Origin of the sequence: Fluctibacter halophilus (genome assembly GCF_020687825.1) — a bacterium.
GTDB lineage: Bacteria > Pseudomonadota > Gammaproteobacteria > Enterobacterales > Alteromonadaceae > Fluctibacter > Fluctibacter halophilus.
In genome coordinates this window covers 72,552-93,963 of record NZ_JAJEWP010000005.1, presented here as the reverse complement: position 1 = coordinate 93,963, position 21,412 = coordinate 72,552, and the positions used below count along the sequence as shown (strand labels likewise).

The 21,412-nt window shown below is 53.1% G+C and carries 17 protein-coding genes; 9 read left to right on the top strand and 8 right to left on the bottom strand.

All coding sequences use genetic code 11. The features are described 5' to 3' along the window. Nucleotides 1–70 precede the first annotated feature (70 nt). Entirely contained in the window at nt 71–1,888 is a 1,818-nt protein-coding gene (recQ, locus tag LJ739_RS15050) for a DNA helicase RecQ (protein WP_229161849.1), read from the top strand. Between the two features lie 7 nt (nt 1,889–1,895). On the opposite strand, the gene LJ739_RS15045 is transcribed toward recQ, so the two are convergent. The 4 genes from LJ739_RS15045 to LJ739_RS15030 form a co-directional block, all read right to left on the bottom strand. Further along, entirely contained in the window at nt 1,896–2,558 is a 663-nt protein-coding gene (locus LJ739_RS15045; RefSeq protein ID WP_229161847.1) for a glutathione S-transferase family protein, read from the bottom strand. 74 nt (nt 2,559–2,632) lie between these two features. Next, nucleotides 2,633–3,214, bottom strand: a complete 582-nt coding sequence (locus LJ739_RS15040; RefSeq protein WP_229161845.1) for an HD domain-containing protein — start codon at nt 3,212–3,214, stop codon at nt 2,633–2,635. Beyond that, nucleotides 3,211–3,516: a hypothetical protein gene (locus LJ739_RS15035; RefSeq protein ID WP_229161843.1), complete on the bottom strand. Its 306-nt coding sequence runs from the start codon at nt 3,514–3,516 to the stop codon at nt 3,211–3,213. Before LJ739_RS15035 ends, LJ739_RS15040 begins: the two co-directional genes overlap by 4 nt. Nucleotide 3,517: 1 nt before the next feature. Then, nucleotides 3,518–3,835: a c-type cytochrome gene (locus tag LJ739_RS15030; RefSeq protein ID WP_229161840.1), complete on the bottom strand. Its 318-nt coding sequence runs from the start codon at nt 3,833–3,835 to the stop codon at nt 3,518–3,520. Between the two features lie 67 nt (nt 3,836–3,902). Between LJ739_RS15030 and LJ739_RS15025 the strand changes: the two genes are divergently transcribed. The 7 genes from LJ739_RS15025 (at nt 3,903) to LJ739_RS14995 (ending at nt 15,578) form a co-directional block, all read left to right on the top strand. After that, nucleotides 3,903–5,345 carry a protein adenylyltransferase SelO gene (locus tag LJ739_RS15025; RefSeq protein WP_229161837.1) on the top strand — a complete coding sequence of 481 codons (1,443 nt, stop codon included), beginning with the start codon at nt 3,903–3,905 and terminating at the stop codon, nt 5,343–5,345. Then, entirely contained in the window at nt 5,333–5,644 is a 312-nt protein-coding gene (locus LJ739_RS15020; protein WP_229161834.1) for a DUF3630 family protein, read from the top strand. Before LJ739_RS15025 ends, LJ739_RS15020 begins: the two co-directional genes overlap by 13 nt. Nucleotides 5,645–5,687: 43 nt before the next feature. Then, nucleotides 5,688–8,546: an EAL domain-containing protein gene (locus LJ739_RS15015; RefSeq protein ID WP_229161832.1), complete on the top strand. Its 2,859-nt coding sequence runs from the start codon at nt 5,688–5,690 to the stop codon at nt 8,544–8,546. Nucleotides 8,547–8,631: 85 nt separating this feature from the next. Beyond that, nucleotides 8,632–9,249: a GTP cyclohydrolase II gene (gene ribA / locus LJ739_RS15010; RefSeq protein WP_229161831.1), complete on the top strand. Its 618-nt coding sequence runs from the start codon at nt 8,632–8,634 to the stop codon at nt 9,247–9,249. Nucleotides 9,250–9,471: 222 nt separating this feature from the next. Next, nucleotides 9,472–12,486: a response regulator gene (locus LJ739_RS15005; RefSeq protein WP_229161830.1), complete on the top strand. Its 3,015-nt coding sequence runs from the start codon at nt 9,472–9,474 to the stop codon at nt 12,484–12,486. 82 nt (nt 12,487–12,568) lie between these two features. Next, nucleotides 12,569–13,750, top strand: a complete 1,182-nt coding sequence (locus tag LJ739_RS15000; protein WP_229161829.1) for a DUF3300 domain-containing protein — start codon at nt 12,569–12,571, stop codon at nt 13,748–13,750. Between the two features lie 187 nt (nt 13,751–13,937). Continuing rightward, on the top strand, nt 13,938–15,578 hold the full coding sequence (locus LJ739_RS14995; RefSeq protein WP_229161827.1) for a response regulator: 1,641 nt from the start codon (nt 13,938–13,940) through the stop codon (nt 15,576–15,578). Nucleotides 15,579–15,586: 8 nt separating this feature from the next. Here LJ739_RS14995 and LJ739_RS14990 read toward each other — a convergent pair whose 3' ends face one another. Continuing rightward, entirely contained in the window at nt 15,587–16,705 is a 1,119-nt protein-coding gene (locus LJ739_RS14990) for an aminotransferase class V-fold PLP-dependent enzyme (protein WP_229161825.1), read from the bottom strand. Continuing rightward, a complete protein-coding gene (locus tag LJ739_RS14985; protein WP_229161823.1) occupies nt 16,702–17,478 on the bottom strand; it encodes a tryptophan 2,3-dioxygenase family protein in 777 nt (258 codons plus the stop codon). Before LJ739_RS14985 ends, LJ739_RS14990 begins: the two co-directional genes overlap by 4 nt. A gap of 131 nt (nt 17,479–17,609) precedes the next feature. Here LJ739_RS14985 and LJ739_RS14980 point away from each other — a divergent pair, with 131 nt between their 5' ends. After that, nucleotides 17,610–18,074 (top strand): Lrp/AsnC family transcriptional regulator, encoded by a 465-nt coding sequence (locus LJ739_RS14980; RefSeq protein ID WP_229161820.1) that lies wholly within the window; start codon nt 17,610–17,612, stop codon nt 18,072–18,074. Here the strand turns inward: LJ739_RS14980 and LJ739_RS14975 are convergent. Beyond that, entirely contained in the window at nt 18,025–18,921 is an 897-nt protein-coding gene (locus LJ739_RS14975; RefSeq protein ID WP_229161819.1) for an ATP-grasp domain-containing protein, read from the bottom strand. The genes LJ739_RS14980 and LJ739_RS14975 overlap by 50 nt on opposite strands. Beyond that, the gene (locus LJ739_RS14970; RefSeq protein ID WP_229161817.1) at nt 18,918–21,374 is read right to left on the bottom strand and encodes a PilZ domain-containing protein; all 2,457 of its coding nucleotides are present in this window, start codon (nt 21,372–21,374) and stop codon (nt 18,918–18,920) included. The genes LJ739_RS14975 and LJ739_RS14970 overlap by 4 nt, the downstream gene beginning before the upstream one ends. Nucleotides 21,375–21,412 lie beyond the last annotated feature (38 nt).

The window sequence follows — 21,412 nt, the reverse complement described above, 5'->3', positions numbered from 1 at the left end:
TATGCTGAACGTGTACCTCGACTGCCGGACACGGTAAACTAGCGCCGTCATTGCAACCTTGAGGCTCATCGTGTCGTCAGCTGTCGCTCCCCAATCACCTGTCATACAACATCAGCAACTGCTGAAGGATGTATTTGGCTACGACAGCTATCGCGATGGACAACAGACCGTCATCGAACACACCCTGGCCGGAAACGACAGCCTGGTACTGATGCCTACCGGCGGCGGAAAATCGCTGTGCTATCAAATCCCGGCACTGGCTATGCCCGGTACCTGTGTGGTGGTATCGCCACTCATCTCACTGATGAAAGATCAGGTCGACGCTTTGCAAGCCGCTGGCGTCAGGGCTGAATATCTCACCTCCGCGCAGTCACCGGAACAAACGCAGCAGTTGTTCAGAGCCTTGCATGACGGCCACATCAAGCTACTCTACGTTGCCCCTGAGCGCCTGATGCAACTGGCCTTCATTGAGCGTTTACACCACATTCCAATTAACCTGTTTGCCATCGACGAAGCCCACTGTGTGTCACACTGGGGGCATGATTTTCGCCAGGACTATCGTCTGTTGGGCAACCTCAAGCGCCAGTTCCCAGGCGTGCCGATCACCGCATTGACCGCGACCGCCGATCTGGCGACCCGCCACGACATCATCGCCCAGTTGGGCCTGGATGACCCTTACGTGTTTAAAGGCAGCTTTGATCGCCCCAACATCCGTTACAACGTGCTGCAGAAGTACAAGCCTTTTGAACAGCTCAAGGGATTCGTGCAACAGCAGGAAGGCAGTGGCATTGTGTACTGTAACAGCCGGGCCAAAGTGGATGATGTGGCCGCCAAATTAGCCGCTGCAGGCTTCAACGCCGCAGGTTATCACGCCGGGTTGGAAAGCGAGATCCGCGATGTCATTCAACAAGGCTTTTTAACCGATCGCTACGACATTATCGTCGCGACAGTAGCTTTTGGAATGGGGATCAATAAGTCCGACGTTCGTTACGTGGTGCACTACGACCTGCCCCGCTCGGTCGAATCCTATTATCAGGAAACCGGCCGCGCAGGGCGGGATGGCATGCCTGCCGAAGCACTTCTGCTATTTGATGAAAAAGACGTGTCGCGTATCCAGCAGTGGATAGCCAATGGCGACAATAGCGACCGACAGGATGTTGAACTGCAAAAATTTGCCGCAATGGAAGCGTTTGCCGATGCGCAAACCTGTCGTCGACAGATTTTGCTCAACTATTTTTCTCAGTTCAGTGCCAATCACTGCGGTAACTGCGATATCTGCCTGGACCCACCAAAGCGTTTCGACGGCAGTGTTGAAGCGCAGAAAATCCTGTCCTGTGTATACCGCGTCGGACAACAATCCACCCCTCAACATGTGGTTGATGTACTGCGCGGCAAGCAGCATAAACGGATCGTCGAACAAGGCCATCAGCAACTGACCACCCACGGTATCGGCAAAGATCAATCAGAGGGGTATTGGCACAACCTTATCTTTCAGTTGATCCACCAAGGCCTGCTGCGCATTGATATCACCCAGAATGGGGTGCTGAAACTCACTGAGGGTGCCCGCGCCGTGTTAAAGGGCGAACAACCGCTGACCCTTGCGGTGCCCCGCCTGACCCTGAACCGCGGCAAGGCCGCCAAGGCCACGGTGAAAAACTACGATCGGGCGTTGTTTGCCAAACTCAAGCACCTGCGTAAATCGTTGGCGGAACAGGAAGACATCCCACCCTTTGTGGTGTTCAGTGATGCCTCCCTGGCCGATATGGCGGACAAACTGCCGACCTCTTCAGCCGCCTTTCTGGACATCAGTGGGGTTGGCCTGACCAAACTGGATCGCTACGGCGATGCTTTCTTACAGGTGATTCGCTCCCACCTGGACGGACACTAACTGCACACTACGCGAAGTCGTATTGACCGCCTTTTTGAAGCGCACGCTGATACCCTTCACGCTGATGCACCCGATCCACCCACGCTTTGATGGCTGGACAACGGGCCGCCGCGCCTCTGGCGACGGAGGCTTCCAACGGAAACAACATCTGCACATCGGCGCCGCTGGGTTGCTCACCGGCAAACCACTGATGTTCACTCAGGTAGTGTTCTACGAAGTCCAGATTACGCTGGATATTGGGGCCGAAATAGGCTGCCATGATTTTGTCAATCAGTGCATTGGCAACCCAGCGCACAAAAAAGGGCTTGGCCTTTGTGCGCGCCTTGTCCAACACCACTTTTGCCACCATCGGCGGCATCAACGTGCCTTCGGCAAAGTGCATCCAATACCGGTATTGGTGCCCTTCGTCACTGCCTGCGGGCGGACGCCACTGCGGTGCGTAGGTCTCGATAAGGTATTCGACGATGGCGCCTGACTCAGCCACCACCGTATCGCCGTCCGTTATCACCGGCGATTTTCCCAACGGGTGAATACGGGCCAATGCTTCCGGGGCTAAGTTGGTCTGCGGATCCCGGGCGTAAACCTTTATTTCATAAGGCAGGCCGACCTCTTCCAACAGCCATAAAATGCGTTGCGAACGGGAATTCTCCAGGTGGTGCAGTACGATCATGTGATCTCCTTGTCAGGTGCAATAACCGTTATACGCAGCAACGGATAAAAAGATTCATCTGACGACGAAGCGATTTACTGTTGCAGGCCAATTTGTTCGCCCAGTGCGATGACCCGTTCTTTGACCGTCGCCCACAGCTGCGGATGGATGGCCTCCACACCGGCGTTTTTGGCTAAAATTTGCGATACCCGAATGCCGTGTTCGAGCCAGCTCTGTCCACCATTATTGAGGTTCTGTAATACCGGCATCAGGCGATCAATGCCTTTGGCAAATCGTGCTTCTTCTGACTGAGCCTGTTCAAACTCTATCCACAGGGTCAGAAAGTCATCTGACTGGGGGGCAGGTAACATACCGAAAATCCGCTTTGCAGCAAGCAGCTCGTTGTCATAGTCATCATGATTGGCGTGGTAGGCAAACTTGTCACCGGTATCGATTTCCACCACGTCATGTAGCAACAGCATGGTCACCACTTTCAGCGGATCCAGAGGCGTCCGGGCGTTGGGCAGCAGGCTCAGTGCCAATAACGCTATCTGCCAGCTGTGTTCCGCAGAGTTTTCATAACGATCCAGGCCGTTGGGCTTGATCCGTCGACTGACCGATTTGAGTTTTTCCAGCTCGTGGCAAAAGGTGAAAATGGCGTCAAAGTCTGGATTCATGGTATTCCCGGTTGGCGTTTAAGAAGGCCGAGCAGACTAGCACAAAACGGTGACGGGTTCAGTGCATCAAAATGCAAGCAATCATTGCAGCCAAGGGGGGAAGGTGTGGTGCTGTAAAACACCACATGGACATCGGGCGCAGATGTTGTCGGCGCAGGCCAGGCACAAACCACCCAGTGCGGCGGTGGTGTGGTAGGAAAACGGGCGCTCTCCTGTACCTCCATACCCGCAATACTGCGCAGAGCCAGCGCAACCTGCTGACGGCGCCGTGCCACAGGATCAACCAATAGCACGGCGTACATATCAGCCGCCTGGATTCAGGCCGGCATAATAGGCAGCCAAATCATTGATGTCCTCATCACTCAGACCCGCCGCCATAGGCCCCATGACCATGTTCTTGCGTTCCTGGCTACGAAACGCTTTTAGCTGTGCCACCAGATACAATTCTTTTTGCCCGGCCAGGTTAGGGTAAGTCGGGATCTGGGAAATGCCGGCAGCCCCATGGCATGCCTGGCAGCTGACTGATTTTGCCTTGCCTTTCTCTGCATCGCCTGCGTACGCCTGTGCACTTAAAATACAGCTTGTCAGCAGGGTAAGCGTATAGAGAGTTTGTTTTTTCATCGGGTAGTCCTTAGGTTTAGTTTCACGATACACTGTTGGATACATCATTAACTTATTCTGGTGACCTTTGCATTTTGATCATCATTTCGTACAAGAATTGTCTGCTCTGGGTGCGATAACGCCCATTTCACCATTGTCTGACAGCCGTGTTATTGCGATAAATCAAGGCTTATTGGAGTCACTGCAATTGCCTGAAGCCTGGTTCCAACACGACACCTTAGTGGACAACCTGTACAACCCAGAACACCCTCTTGTGCGTAACAGTTTTGCGCAAAAATACGGTGGCCACCAGTTTGGCGCCTGGAATCCTGATCTGGGTGATGGACGGGGTTTATTGCTCGGTCATACCCGCGACGCCAACCAACAGCCCGTTGATCTGCACCTAAAGGGTGCTGGCCCAACCCCCTATTCACGTTTTGGTGATGGCCGGGCGGTACTGCGTTCAACCCTGCGTGAATACCTCGCCAGTGAAGCCATGCACCATTTAGGCATTCCCACCAGCCGGGCATTAGCCCTGATCACCAGTAACCACCCGGTACAACGGGAGCAAACGGAACCCGGCGCGATGCTGATCCGAACCTGCCCCAGCCACATCCGCTTCGGCCATTTCGAATACTTCGCCCACAGCCGACAACCCGAGCTGCTGGAGCGCCTGTTTCAATACACGTTTACCCATCACTGTGATCAATTGACCACGGGTGAGAATGCTCATCATGCCCTGTTGAGCGATATCACGCAACGCACGGCCCGATTGGTCGCCCACTGGCAAAGTGTCGGTTTTGTGCACGGAGTGATGAATACCGACAATATGAGCATTCACGGTATTACCTTTGATTATGGCCCATACGCTTTCATGGATGCCTGTGAACCGGGCATGATCAGCAATCACTCTGACCCGAACGGACGCTATGCCTACGACAAACAGCCTGGCATTGCGCTGTGGAACCTCAATGCCCTTGCCCATGGGTTCACCTCTTATCTCGACGTAGACGGCATCACCGAGGCATTGCAGCAGTTCGAACCAACGCTGCAGCAACACTACGCACAACTGATGGCCAATAAACTGGGCTTGAGCAAACTGCACGGGGATGACTTTAGCCTGCTAAATGATCTGCTCACGTTGATGGCACGGGAAGGAGCTGACTACACTCACACATTCCGTCGCCTGGCAGGGATAGAGCCACACCGCGCGAGCCACGAATTCTGCGACCGCTTTGTCGATCGCTCTGCTGCCCAGCACTGGGTCAGTCGTTACCAGCAGCGACTACTCAATGACCCAATCGATCCAACGACCCGACAAGCAACAATGGGTCTCGCTAACCCTGTGGTGGTGCTGCGCAACCACCACGCTCAGACGGTCATTGAAGCCGCCTACCAGGGTGATTTCGAACCTTTTCAACGTCTTTTAGCAACGCTGCAAAACCCGTTTGATGAGCAGCACAGTAGCGCGGAATTTGCCCAACCGCCGCCCACAGAAAATGCCAATATGAAACTCTCATGCAGCAGTTAGCAGCGCTGAACTGGAAAGTTGAACAGGACTGCCTCGTCGCCCGGCAGTGTCCGTCACTGGAGGTTGACCAATTCCAGTCTGCGTTGCAGCAGTGGCTGAAGGACAACGACGGGACCATGCCCCACATCGAGTGGGGAGCGGATCGGCTGCAGTGTCAATTTAACTGCCTCGGCAACCAGTGGTTACTGCACTATGAAACCCTGTGCAACGCCCTGTGGATCGAGCCGGTTCAGCGCAGCGCAAGGTCATCCATCGCCGCGCTGATGCATCACCTGAATCGGCGTATCTTCACGCCGTAAAAGCGCCTATAATGAACGCCAAGGATACGAGAAACGGACTAACATGCTGAATCTTGGGCGATATTTTCTGCTGATGCTGGTAACGCTAAGTGTTTCATCACACGCCCTTAGCACCGAGCCTCATGAGGTTGTCTCCATCGATGACACTTTCCAGCATGTGCATTTGTCAGGACGACTCTCCTCAGTCCGTACCCCTGCCAATGCCCAGCTATCCGACATTCAGCACCATCAGGACTGGCAGGTTGCGCTGGACAACCAACCGTTAAAGTCCCAGCAGAGCCTGTGGATGCGTTTCGGGCTGAACAACACCGCCAATCAAACCACCGAAGTGCTACTGACCCTGGATAACCCGGCACTGGACAGCGTCGATGTGTTTGTATTGGATCAGCGCGATCGGATTTTACATTCCTTTCTGGTCGGCGCGGCACGGCCACTGGAAAACCGGGCATACAACCACCGCAATGTGGTGCTGCCAATCAATGTGCCGGATCACCAACAACTGCACATTTACATCCGCGTCATTGATGATGGCCCAATGGTGTTCTCTACCGATATATGGAGTAAACAGGCACTGGTTGCCCGGGAACAAATCAACCTCGCCTTCATTGGCGTGATCGGTGGCGCGCTGGCAATACTGGCGTGCTATTTCCTGATCACCTATGCCCTGTTGCGCAGCCCGATAAGGTTCTGGTTTGGCGCCGCCAACGGCGCATTGTTTCTGTTATTTCTGAATCTGCAGGGGATCATTACGCAATTCATTGGTGCCGGTCAGTACCTTCCCCATACCACGACCCTATTGCTGGCATTGGTATTGTTGGCTGGCTCTAAGGTATCACATCGCTTGTTAGTCGATGTTCCGCTTTACTGGCGCACGGTATCCTATTGTCTTTGCGCGGCGCTGCTACCGGTGGCTGTCTTGCTCAACGCCTACTGGCAACTGATTGCGGATGTGGCCCTGGTCGGTGCACTGATTACCCAACACCTGGTGTTGGCGCTGTTGTTCCACAACCGCGAAAATACCTTGCCCAACCGTCTGTATGCCCTGGGCTGGCTGGTAGTGGCGGCAACCGCGGGTGTGGATGTGGTGCTGTTTCTCAACGGCATCATATTGCCAATCAACGTGCAGTTACTGCTGACCTTTATGCTGATGGCCGGGATGTTGCTGTTTGCGGTCGCCATTGAAGCCCATGAACAGGGCGAGCAGCGACAACAACATCAACATCAGCAAGCCACCATCAGTGACCTGCAACAGTTTTACAACTTGTTTCGTAACTCAGCAGAAGGCCTTTATACATCAACCCTGGAAGGTAAGTTAATCACCACTAACCCTGCGATGTGTAGCCTGTTCGGGTATGACGACGAAGCGCAAATGATGGCCGAAGTCGACAACACGGCGCAGTTTTATGCGCAGCAACAAGATCGCGAAGTGTTGCTGGGAGAGCTGCTGCAAAGCGGTATCGCGCTGGGCAAAGAAATCAAAGGCAAGCGCCGCGATGGCAGTGAGTTCTGGTTTTCCATCAGCGCGCAATTGCACACCGAAGGAGCCACGCGCTTTTTGTCGGGATCGATATTCGACATCACTGAACGCAAACAATCGAGTATCAGTCTTGAATATCTTGCCACCCACGACTCACTGACCGGCGTTTATAATCGCCGCGAGTTTGAACGACGTTTACGCAGTGCGCTGGAACACGCCAGCCAGGGCGACATGGATCTGACCTTGCTGTACATGGATCTGGATCAGTTCAAGGTCGTCAACGATACCTGCGGCCATAAGGCCGGCGATGTGCTGATCAAGCAACTGTCCCAACAGCTCAACAATGTGGTCAGCAACAAGGGAACCCTGGCCCGGTTGGGCGGCGATGAATTCGGAGTACTGTTGGAACAGGATAACGCCCAGATGGCCTATCAGGTGGCCAATCAAATTCTCACAACGGTGCAGGAATTCCGTTTCATGTGGGAAAACCGTGTGTTCACCTTGGGCGTAAGCATCGGACAGGTACCCTGGCACCCGGGCATTACCTCGTCCGAGCAACTTCTGAGTATGGCCGATGCGGCTTGCTACATGGCCAAAGAACGTGGACGTAATCAGGTACACACATACTCTGCAGATGACAAGCAGTTGCAGCGCTATGAGTCAGAACTGAACTGGGTCACGCAACTGAACCAGGCCCTGGAACACGATCAGTTTGTGTTGTATTACCAACACTACCACCCATTAAACAAAAAAATCGCTGGCCACCATTACGAACTGTTACTTCGCATGCGCGATGGAGACGGGAAAATCATTCCCCCCTCGGCGTTTTTACCGGCCGCTGAACGTTACAACCTGACGTCGGCAATCGACAAATGGGTGATTGAGTGCTACTTCAAATGGCTGGCGGACAACCCCGCCCACTGTGAAGGTCTAAACTACTGCAACATTAATCTGTCCGGTCATTCGTTGGCTGACAAAGAGCTGAAGCTGTTTGTGCTCAACGCGTTCGAAAAATACAACGTGCCCTATCAGAAGATTTGCTTCGAAATCACCGAATCCATGGCGATTGTGAAAATGGACGAAACCCTGGAGTTTATCGAAACCTTCCACCAGCTGGGCTGCGCTTTCGCACTGGACGACTTCGGCAGTGGTTTTTCATCCTACAGTTACCTCAAACACTTGCCGGTCAACTATGTCAAAATTGACGGAAGCTTTGTCAAAGACCTGCTGGTCGACCCGATCGACATGGCCATGGTTAATTCGATCAAAGACATTGCCAAAGCCATGGGTATGGGTACCGTGGCGGAATTTGTTGAAACCAAAGAAATCATGGTCGAGCTGGGCAAAATTGGCGTAGACTATGCTCAAGGATATGGCGTGGCGAAACCGGCACCGCTGGAAGAATTTAGCCCCTATCAGGGCTAAAAGGCAGCGCTCCCCTTGTATTTACTACACACATACCCATATTAAGGCGACAGCAGTTATCCCCCAACGGGGCACAGTGATACCGATGAACAATCCGAAAGACAAATACGAATACGTTAGTTCTGCCACCCTGCCAACCCGCTGGGGACAGTTTCGCATACACGGATTTGTTGAAACGGACAGCGGACAGGAACATGTCGCCTTGTCCTACGGAGAGTGGCAACCGGATGACATCGTGCCGATCCGTATCCATTCCGAATGTCTGACCGGCGATGCCTTATTCAGCACCCGCTGTGACTGTGGTTTTCAACTTGAAAAAGCACTGCAAAACATTGTCGCCGAAGGCAAGGGTGTGCTGCTGTACTTGCGTCAGGAAGGGCGGGGGATCGGTCTGCTCAACAAAATTCGCGCCTATCACCTACAAGACAATGGCATGGACACGGTAGAAGCGAATGAACACCTCGGTTTTGACGCTGATCTACGGGATTATGCCATCTGTAAACTGATGCTGGAAAAGCTCAACGTCAAGCGCGTCAGTCTGATGACCAACAATCCGAAAAAACGCGCTGCATTGGAAAGCCTGGGTATTGAAGTGGTCAGCCGCACGCCCATTGACCACGGTATCACCAAAGATAACAAAGGTTATATCCGCACCAAAACCGAAAAGCTCGGTCATGAGTTCGATCCGCACTTATTGAAGTAAACGCACAACGCCCAGAGTAACCTGTTTTTTTGACGCTGTTGATGGCGCCGTGAGCTGGCGTATTTCCTGATCCCCTTCTACACTCGATGCTAACAGGGTGCGTCTTTTCTTTCCCGATCAAGGGTGGAAACAACAGCACTATCACCCTTCCCAGATCATTTTCGAGGCACTTTCAGACAGTACAAACGGAGATTTAACGGACAATCCTTCAAGGAGTCAACGATGACAACATGGTGGTTGCGTGCAGGAGCAATGTGTCTGGTCTTTATCATGGTGATGATATTGGCAGGGCTCCGTTACAACCAAAGCCATGTGAGCCAACATAATGCACAGATGCGCCAGGAGCTACGCCTGGTCCAGCACACCATCAGCAGCTATCTCCAACAAAAAGGCAGTCAAATCAGAGGAATAGCGCAATCGGACGGTTTGAAGTATTTTTCACCTACCGATCAGCGCAGTTATTCTGCAGCAACGCTGGCCATCAAACACCTGATGCGCAGTGACAGTGTTTTTTTCCAGGGCAGGATCCTGTCTCTGGGTGGTCAGGAGCTGATCCGCGTGGAGCACCAACCCCCGCGCGACCTGATTGTGCTGCCCGCGGCTTCGCTGCAAAACAAACAACAACGGGATTATGTGCAAATGGGCGCCGCCCTTGCCGGTGGCGAAGGGAGCTACACCCAGGTAAACCTGAATCGGGAGTACGGCGAAATCACCCAGCCCTACACCCCCACCGCCCGATATGTAGTTAAGCTTCCAACCACTGGCCCTGCGCTGCCGGTGCCGGTCGCAACTGCCACAGACAATCACTATGTGTTGCTGGTGTTTAACCTGAACCTGACCCAGTTGTTTGGCAACTTGCTGTCTCCGTTGCCGGACGCCCGTGATATAGAACTGATTAGCCCCGACGGCGCCTGGCTCAGACATGACGATCCTGGTGCTCTGTATGGCGATGAGCTTGAAGGCAGGCCCACCCTTGAGTATTCACTGCCCGAACTGTGGCAGGGTCTGGCATCCGCCCAATCCCTTGAGCAATACAAAGATTGGTGGATTGCCCCCATATATGCCAATCCCGATGACAATCAGACGGTCTCTTTTTACGCCATCAAAAAATGGCGCACGGAGGCTCTGCTCAATCAGCAGCAATGGACCTGGGCAGTGGTGTTACTGGTGTGTATGCTGGGCAGCTTTGCTCTTTTTGAAGTCATGCGCTTACGTTTTCGAGCACAACAAAGCGAACACGATAAACAGGTTCAGAAAGAGAAACTGCAAGCGCGGGTCGAAGCCCAACAACAAGTCCTTCAACACATCATCGACAACCTGAATCTGGGTATCGCCTTTTTTAATCACAAACGCTTGTGTGTGTTCTGCAATCAGACCTTAAAGAGCATCGAACCACAGATGGCGCGGGACATTACCGGTCAACGGATTGAAGACGTATTGAACACGGCCAACTACGAACAGGTGCAATCGTTGATCGATGCCGCCTACAACGGTCAGAAAAACAGTTTCGTGCGCCAATACACGACCCTAAACCAGTTAACGCGCTACTACACGGTAAGACTGGTACCGATCAAAACCTCCAACGCGTTCAATGTGCTGGTCAGTATGGAAGACATTACTGACATCCGCATTGCTCAGGATGATCTGGAATTACAAAACGAACAACTGCGTCTCAAAACCCAGGAAGCCAAAAACACCAGTAAAGCCAAGGCACAATTTGTCGCCAACATCAGCCATGAAATACGCACCCCCATGAACGGGCTGATGGGCGTCATTCAATTACTACGAATGGAAGAGCTGAATGATGAACAACGCAAATATGTGGATATCCTCTGGGACTCTTCAAATCGCATGATCCGCTTGCTGAATGATATCCTCGATCTGTCCAAGCTGGATGCCGGTTCGCTGAAGCTGGAAGTGAGTGATTTTAATATCGAACAGTTGTGTAAAAACGTAGTGTCCAATTATGCCGCCAGTGCAGAAAGCAAAGGTGTGGAGCTGCTCATGCACATCGATCCGCGACTACCGGTGTGGTTCAGGGGTGACAGCTTTCGCCTCGAACAGGTGCTGAATAACCTGATCTCCAATGCACTGAAATTCACCGAGCAGGGCTTTGTGAAATTATCGGTCGCCGATCTCAGGCGTGATCGGGAATACCGTACGCTGTGCTTTACCGTACAGGATACCGGGGTGGGCATGAGCAGTGAGCAAGTGTCACGCATTTTTACTGAATTTGAACAAGCGGAACATAAAACCGCCCGTGAGTACGGTGGCACCGGACTGGGACTGGCAGTCAGTCGCCAGATCATTCGTATGATGGGTGGCAGCATCGAGGTCAGTTCAGTACCGGGTATTGGCAGTGAATTTCAGGTCACCGTTGATTTACCCCGCGCACAAAACGCCTTTGCACTGGCCGATTGGCAGTTGAATTTCGATCGTGTGCTGGTCGTAGATGATAACCCCGAATCTCTGTTCATCATGGAACGCTATCTGCACAACTGGGGACTGGACATCGAGAAAGCGGACAATGCCAAAGTGGCGTTAAGCCTGCTTGAAAAAGCCATCGCCCAAGGCCGCCCCTTCGATCTCTTAGTCACCGATTACAAAATGCCGGAACACGATGGCAGTTGGTTGATCAATGCCGTACGGCAACAATTCAGCCAGGAAAACCTGCCCCAAATACTGATGATGACGGCCTATCATGCGGCGCTGATGGATAAATCGGCTCTTCCCCTGGAGCAAGTCGATGTGATCAGCAAACCCATCAGTGCGTCTGAATTGTACAATGCGCTGAAACAGCTTGAATCCGACCTTCCTCCTACCTCTGGCAAAGCACAAAACACGCCTGTCTCATCGACGCTATTGCAGGACAAACGCATCCTGTTGGTGGAGGACCAAGCGGTAAACCGTATGGTCGCCCAGGAAATCCTTGAACATGCCGGCGCCATAGTGATCGCCGTACCTAGCGCAGCTCAGGCACTCGAAGCCATTCATCGTCAGGACATCGATGTAGTATTAATGGACTACCACATGCCTGACATGGATGGCATCGCCTGTACCAAGTTGATGCGTGACCAGGGTTTCGATCAGCCCATTATCGCCCTGACCGCCGCCTGCTTTGAGGAAGACATCAAAGCCTTCGACAAAGCCGGCATGAATGGCCATGTCATGAAACCCTTTGAAGCACAGATGTTGATCAACGCCATTACCCGTCACATCACCACCACTCAGCATTGATTCAGGTACGATTAAGTCGTTACCACCTATACCTGTGTCATCGGTGCCGCTTTTATGGGCGGCTAAACACAGGAGTAACCTCATGGTTAAATTCGCTAAACTGCTGGTGATGTATCTGCTCGCGTTGCTCGCGCTGATACACATGGCCACATTGTTGGCCAGCTCAGCCCACGCTCGGACAGACAGCACGTCAATCGGTGTCTATTCTCAACAACGGCTCGATCAACTGTTGGCGCCCATCGCGCTGTACCCGGATACATTGCTAACCCATGTGCTGGTGGCCAGTACCTATCCGCTGGATCTTATTGAAGCCAGACGCTGGCGCCGTGCGCACCCCCATGCCGATGAACAAGCCATGGCATCTCAAGCTGCGCGACGTGGCTGGGATCCCAGTATCGAAGCCCTGCTGGCGTTTCCGGACCTCCTCGATCAGTTGACCGATGACCTGAGCTGGCTGCAGGATTTAGGCGATGCTTTTTTGCAGGACGAAGAAAGACTACTGGCACAGGTCCAGTACTTGCGACGCCAGGCGGATGTTGCCGGACACCTGCAAAGCAATGACTACGTGCAAGTACAGCGCGAGCCAGATGTGATTGTGATACGTCACGCCCAGCCGAATGTCATTTATGTGCCCTATTATGACCCACGGGTCATCTATGGTACCTGGTGGCATGCCAGAGCACCCTACTACTGGACACGCCCCCACCGCTACCACCATGTCAGTGGCGGAATATACTGGTCACCCCGCATCACGTTTGCATCCTGGTGGCTGGGACTGCAATTCAACTGGCGCCATCACCATGTCACCATTAACCGTCATGTTCACAGACGCTGGGACGATGGACATCGTCGCGTTAACAACCGGGAGATTGTGCGCTGGCAACCGACCCCCAGAGCACACCGCAAAACGGTGCGCAGCACCTCGGTACGTCCGACCTCATCGCACGCTGTGCGCCGTGACAAAGCCGTTGTAGCGACGTCACACCCAGTACAATCCCGTCAACCTGTTCGCGCACAGCACAGTGACAAGCGGCCAGTTCAGGTGGTGCAGGGCAAACTACCCAACCCCCAGCGCCGCCAAGCGGTTTCAACACCTGACAAAGTGGAGAAACGCACCGAGACACGTCGTACGACAGCGCCGTCCGTTCACCGCCAGTCGAGCGCTAAGCCTCATCGCCAGCAGCGGGTGCAAAAGCAGCACAGTCGTACGGTAAAATCCCCGTCGTCATCCAACAAGGTTCGCAGCAAAGAGCGAGTAATGTGAGTACACGGGAGCGACCCGGTAAAAAAAGGTCGCTCCCGATGACAAAAAAGCATCGATTACGTCAAATACAGCGCGTTTTTTTCGCGCCTTTTGTACAATTCCGATATAGTTGTAGAAGAAAGTTTGCGGCCTTGACGCCAAGAATACCCGTTAGACCTTCGATCATTTCTTGAATTGGATTTTGACTTTGATTGATATTCCCGCGCAAAAACCGCTGAAACAATTATCTGTACTTATCATTGATGGACAGGCGCTATCACACGATGTGATCAAGTCTGCATTGATTGAACTGGGTGTGGACCAGGTCAAAAGCGCTGAAAACGCGTTCTTTGCACTACGGCTGTGTGAAACAAACCATTTTGATATGGTGATCGTGGCGTTTGACGTCAAAAGCGATAAAGACGGGTTTAACCTGCTGGAAGAGATGAAAATCAAGGGCTACGTCACGAAACGTACGTCAGTGATCTTCCTCAGTGCTGATACGTCAACGGCGCTGGTGAATTGTGTGGTCGAACTGCAGCCCACCGACTTTTGGGTAAAACCGCTGGACAGGTTAAAAGTCGAACGACGCATCCTGCATATTCTGCAAATCAAAAATAAGTTACACAAACTGCACTATTGCATCGATAAAGGCGAGTATTCGACGGCCATTTACTACGCCGAGCGACAGCTACAGGACCCAGCACTGGCTCAGTACTACCCTCAAATCAATCGCTTGATCGGCGAATGCCTGATGCACCTGTTTGAATTCAGCGAAGCCGAAGCGTTCTACAAAAAACTGGCCGAGTCCTATGATTATGCCTGGGTGCAGACCAACATCGTACGGTCACTGTTAAAACAGGATAAAACTGAAGAAGGCATGGCCCTGGCAGATACGTTGCTGGAACGCCATGACACCCGGTTTACCACCTACGATGCACTGGCCGAGTATTACATCGATAAAGAAGAATATGCCAAAGGTTACGAGGTGATTAAGAAAGCCACCCAACTGGCACCGCGTAATATTGAGCGTAACCGCAAGTCGTTGACCCTGGCCCGTTTGAACCATGACCGCATGGGTCAGTATCAGGCGACCCAAAACATGGCCAAATTTGCCAAAAATTCGATCCATGACAGTCCGGAGTTTCGACTCAATGTGGTTCGTTCCGCCATCGACCTGGCTGCCACCCTGGGCGAAGCAGATGCCAATCGCCTGCTGGCCAGAACGGACAAAGATATCGAAAGGCTGGAGGCAGAATTCGGCAATGCGCGGGAAATGAAAGACGAGCTAAGCATCATTCGTGCGCGCCTTTGCAATGTCAGAAGTGACAAAAAGCAGGCCGAAGTGATCATGAAGGCCCATGAAGACGTGCGTGTCACCGGTTCGATGGAAGCCAACCTGGATAAAATGAAAGCCTTTCACGAACTGGGGATGTGGGAAAAGTCGCTGGAAATCCTCGATCTGTTGAAAGATCAGATTGAAAGCGATTCGTTTATCGGCCAGGTGATCTGTGAGTACCTTGAACAGGAATCAAAAGAGCGCCGGGACATCCATTACTCGCCCAAAGAGCTCGGCGATATGGCCTCGGTACACTACAAGAACAAACGCTACAAACCGGCTTTCCAACTGTTGAAACAAGCGATGCAACTGTCACCGGCCAACGTCAACCTCGCCATCAGTCAGCTGAAAGTGCTGGCCATTCTGGCCGAAGAAGTGGGCCTGGATGAGGAGCAATCCACCAGTATGGCGGAATGCCGGGAGTTGCTCAGAAGCCAACCGCTAAACCCGTCCCAGCAAACCCGCTACAACGAATACATTGAGCGGATTGATAAGGTAAAAGCCGCGTAGCCTTCTGGCTACGCCGGCATATCCTCCAACCATTGGGCTAATTGCTCGGCCTGCGCCAGGCTATTGTATACATGCAACGACCAGCGCAACACGGTCCCCCGCCGATCATAGCGTACCTGCTTTTGTTCTAAGCGGGGCAATAACCAGGCCAGCTGTGGCTCTGTGAACGGCACACACAGGGTGCCACCGCTGTGCTCCTCGGGTACCAGCCACAAGTCGCGACGGTGGGCCACCTCACGAATGGGCCGTGTCAGTATACGGTTGTGTTGCTGTACCGTTTCAATCCCCAGGTCCATCAACCATGCCACACTCGGCGTAGCCATGACATAGGGCAACACACTGGGTGTACCGCCCCAAAAACGCAATGCGCCCGGCGCGGCTTCAAATCGGTGAATATCAAATTCAAACGGTGATGCGTGTGAGAACCAGCCTACGTCGACGGGCGTCAGGTCATCACTATGGTTCGGATTGACCCACATAAATGCAGCGCCAGGCCCTCCACAAAGCCACTTAACACAGGAACCCAGCACCACATCAGCCTGCCAACGCTGAACATCGATGTTCAGCACCCCGGCGCTTTGTGCGACATCAACCACTGTGCGGATACCTTGTTGTCGACACCGTTCAACCAGTTGCTCAATCGGTGATGCCCAGCCGGTATTGGAGTGCACGTGTGTGATGAGTGCGACACCTACATCCGGGGTCAGATATTTGTCCCATGCTGTCGGTTGCACAGCGCTGTGTTGGGATGGGATCAACCGCAGTTCATAGCCCAAAGGCTCAAGGCCTTTGACCACAAAGCCCATAGAAGGGAAGGCATCCTCATGCATCAGGATCACACGTCGGGAAACCGGCAGGTTCAACGCCTGCAGGTATTTACCAAAACCACTGGATAAATTGGTCTGCGGGCAGACATCTTCAATCTGACCATTGAGCAATGTAGCAATGGCCTGACGAAACCCCGCCACGCCATCCAACCATGCAGGCCAGGCATCACCGCCGGCCTGTTGCCAGGGTTTCATCACCTGCGCATGCAAGGCCGACTCAGCGCTGCGCAGTTGACAACCAACCGAGTGACTGAGCAGATAAATCCCCTCAGGGACGTGGAAATCTGCCTGCCAGCTCATTTTTCCCCGCCCTGGGCAGATGCCATGTGTGGACATCCTGGCGCGCTGATAGAGTCCCTCACCGTGCCGTATTCGCCACCCCAGGCGTCGGTCATCTCACACCGCACATCCCACAACTCGGGGAAAAAGCGATGGCGAGCGCCGGACTCCAGCAACTCAACCGGACGTCCCTTCAGGGAGCGAGAGCCCAGACCGATACTGCGGTGGATCAGATACAGGTGATTAGCCCTGAATTTCTGCATCAACTCATCGAATTCAATCAATGCCTCGGCCACCACATAACTGTCATCGTGACTGTACTGGCTGTCATAGATCTGCTCGACCGTTTTGTTGCGCCCTTCCAGATAGTGGGCATTGAACTCGCGCCACAGATCATTGGGCATTTTCAACAGGGTGCGGAAGCCCGGTGATTCCTGGCCACTGCCATTTCCCAGTTGCAAGCGAATTTCCTGATATTCTTTGGGCGACATGGTTTCGAGCAGATCCAGCTGGTCAATCATCATACGCTGGATACGGTGAACCCGCCCCATCAGTGTCACCACCCGGTGGGTATTTTCCTGCTCTAAATAGTCCAGCACATCCACCAGGGTATAAATCGCCAGCTTCATCCACAGTTCTTCAACCTGATGCACAATCTGAAACTGCAGCTCATCGGCATTACACAATTCGCCAATCGGCTTCTGACATTGCAACAACCGATCACAGTTGAGGTAAACGCCATAATCCAGCATTTCGGGTTGTTCCAATAAGCGGTGATATTTTTCGCGGTACATGTTCGTTCCTGGTGCAAAACAAGTTTGCGCCATGGTAGCCAGTCTCACGGGGAACATTGTTTCATTTTTCCTTTCAATCTAGAATAATGAAGTACGTTTAAACGATATTTAATAAATGCATGGAACAACGTTTGGATAAAACCGATCTCAAATTAGTTGCATCCCTGGAACAACAGGGCCGTATCTCCTTTGCCTCATTGGGTGAGCAGGTCGGACTTAGCAAGTCCCCTTGTTGGAAACGGGTTAACGAAATGGAAAATGCCGGCGTGATTACCGGGTACCAGGCCAAGCTGGATCCGTTTGCGCTGGGTCTGCACATCCATGCATTGGTGCATGTTGTGGTCGACTTTGAGCGCTATCAGGCATTTGAAGCGGCAATAGAAGCCCACACTGCAGTTCGGGCCTGTTACGCAGTCACCGGTGAGTATGATTACGTCGTAGAGGTGTTTGCCCGGGACATTGATGATTTTGATCAGCTGCTGCGCGCCAACCTGAGCAAAATTCCTGGAGTGCAGCGGTTTCAGACCGCCATCGCGACCCGCACCGTTAAGCAACAGGGTCCGTTTTCGTTGATGCTCCCTGGCCGTAGCGGCTGACCAATGCATTGGCAAAGCGCTGTGGCGATTGGGGGTCCATATTGAAATACAATGAGGGCTCTATCAGCTCGATCTCCATCACCGCATAACCCCCCTTCCAGCGCACATAATCCAGTCGCGCGTACAGCGGTTCCTCCGGGAGTGCAGCGAGGGTCTTTTGTGCCAACGCGAACAGTTGGTTGTCCGGCTGATGAACAGCCAGCGAACCACCGTGTTCCTCCTGCACCCGAAAATCCCCTTTGGCCGGGCGCTTACAAATAGCATGGCTGTAATCCCCGCCAAAATAAAACAGTGAGTACTCACCCTCACTGAGAATCTCATCAGCAAAAGGCTGTAACATAAAGGGACGCTCAGCAAAGACCCCTGCCAGGGTGTCATGTTGTTGCGCCAGTTGTGCGGGTGTTAGGCGAAAGGTGTCATCCGCGTTGGCACTGACCAACGGCTTGAGGATCACTTCCGCCACCTGCCAATCCGACACTGCCTGCTCGATGTCATCCGCCACATAGTGGTTGAACCAGCGGGTCGGCAGAATGGGAATGTCGTTGTCGGCCAAATCTCGCAGGTAACCTTTGCTGGCATTCCAGGTTACCAGCGACAAGCTGTTTTCCAGTTTCACGCCCGAGCGTTCAATCCGTTTAAGGCAGTTCAGAAAGCCCTCAAGATCTTGCTGATAATCCCAAGGCGTGCGGATAACCACCAAGTCGTAGCGCTGCCAATCAACATCCGACTGGCGCCAGGACACCGTTTCAACCTGCCAGCCGAGCTCGGCCAGGGCCGGATACGTCAGCTCATCATAGACAAAAAAATCGGACAGATCGTCCATGCTTAAATAGGCACAACGTTTCATCGCTCATCCTCTGTGGTCACCGATGGGTTGCGACCAATATCCAGCAAGCCGGTCATGTCTTCACAGCGACAGACTGCGGTAATGCTATTGGTGAAGTCGACGCATTCCTGGTATTTCACCTTGGCATAGCGCAGCAGGTAACGCAGCTCATCACGGGCATATTTGTCAAACACCCGTTCTTTGTTCGCTACCGTGATACGTAACAGTCGCGGCACGCCAAAGCTGCGCATGTTGGCATACACATAGCGAGCACTCGGTGCGTCCATTTCCTCATCCAGTGGCTTGATCAATAACGACACATCCCCTGGGGTACGACCTTTGCGGGCCACAACCAGCAAATAGAAACTGAGGCGACTGGTCTCTTTGTTCAGTTTGAACACGTTGGAGAACAGGTGTTTGCGAAAATGGATGTGGGTCATCAGCTCGGTCATGGTCTGCACCTGCTCCCATTCGCCGAATAAGGGCAAAGGCTGGGTCCGCTCGGAGTCCATGACCACGCGGACAAAATTTTCATTGCCGACCTTAGCAGTCATGAATGCCTGCTGCGCGCCATAGGCGGCCACGCAATTGCGCACCAGACGGGTAAATCCATACACGGGGTCACGGCTGCCCACGGCGCGTACCGAGTCTTCAGCCTGTTGTAATGCCGCTCGTATCGCCTGACGTGCTTCATGCAGCGCCACATTGCCGACAATGGCCATTTGCACATCATTACCATCAACGTGAACAACCCGGTAGCGCTGGCTGTCGATAAATTTAGGCTTGTCGGTCAGGCGAAGGGAAATGTCCAGAAACACTTCCATGCCCTCTTTGAGCGGCATGTCCTCTTTAAGGTGGATCTTGAGGCCTCGGGTAGATACATTCACCGCTCGCCCTTTCACCGGCTCTTCATCGGCATGACGGCGGCGGTATATTTTCACCGGCATATCGCACTCAAAGCGATCTTCACTGCGCGCTTCGATGCGTTCGACAGGGCACAGGGTGAAGGGTATCGGACTGGTCACCGCGGTATCCAGTAAATAGGCTCGAATATCGATACCGGCAGAGACCGGGGTGTCTTTGTCTGTCGCCAACGCGGTATACGGAATGCCGTCAGACACGTCTTGTAATTCCACCAGCCTCTGCATGCGCTTGGCCCACGCACTCAGCGTTTTGCCCATCGGGCGATTGGTATTGGCAAACACCTCTCCTGCAGAATCAGGCAGTGAGCTGGGCACATGACCATGGGATGCAGCATCGACAGGCTGTGCCTGCACCCTGATTAAGCGCACGCCGCGCTGCTCAATTCCCCGTTGTAACAGGCCCTTAAGCCCGGCGTCCTTGACAGCAACAGCATAGGGGATCAAAGCAACGTTAATGCGTTGCTGCTTATCCCTGAAGCGCAACAGAAAAAACAACGTATCCACCGGTGTTGGCATGTCGAGCAGCCGTTGCATTACGAGGTGGGAAAACAGCGGAATGAATATGGGTTGGCCACGACTGTCGAGTAAGAACTCCCACAACGGTGACTTTTCCGCGGTGTCGAGCCCCGCCACCGGCAACCATCGTTGTTCCCGTCTGGCTAGCAGCACAGGGACCGTATCCAGGGTATTGATAACAAGCTGTTCGGCCAGTTTGCTGCGCACGGCGGCGACGGTATTATCAACCGCGACTCGGTTGCGGCGTTTCTGGTTGTAGATGCATTTTTTGATCAAGGCGTTACAGGCTTTTAGACGCTGGGGATCCTGCTCTTCCACCAGCAACACATTGACATTGATATGATCGGCTTTGCTGTCGACCTTTACCGGGGTGTAGGCCACAAACAACGGCTCATCGAGCTGGTATTCCTGTTCAAGCCCAGCGAAGCGGACGTACAGTTGCTTGTGTTCCTGGTAAAGGGAAGCGGGAATTTTTAACGCCAGGCCATGGGGAGAAATATCGGTCGTGATAGCCGAAATGGCCATTGCATTGACCTTCTGGCTGGACATGCCTTTGGGATCCTGCCAGAAAATGTCCACTTTGCTGGCAAAATACAGGCGTTCATCACGACGTTGCTGGATGTCGGTCAACGACATAAATTGCGGTGGTGTCACCAGGGTTGTCAAACCCGACGCTTTTTCTTCTTTGGCGCGCATCCTGGCGCGTTCCATCACGTATTCATGCACACCCACCGTGTACTCTCCGCCGTAGCGGGATACTTCCGCATCGAAGTCCTGCTCTGCCAGGCTGTCCAGGTAATGGGTTAACTGACCCTTGGTGATGGCTTGACACGGCGAATTTGACACCGGGCGCAGATCGATAAGTCGCTGCACCGGTTGTGCCAGCCGTTTGATCTCCATTTTGATCAAAAACAGATCGCTTTTTCGTGCACTCGGCTCCAGCGCAGCAATTTTTTTATTGAGCACAGGATCATCATGCGCGTAACGCAGGCGCGCGATGGTATCGGTGAAGTCGTCGATGTCTGCTGCAGCCATATTGTTTGATCACGTGCAGTATTAACGCCCGCACAATC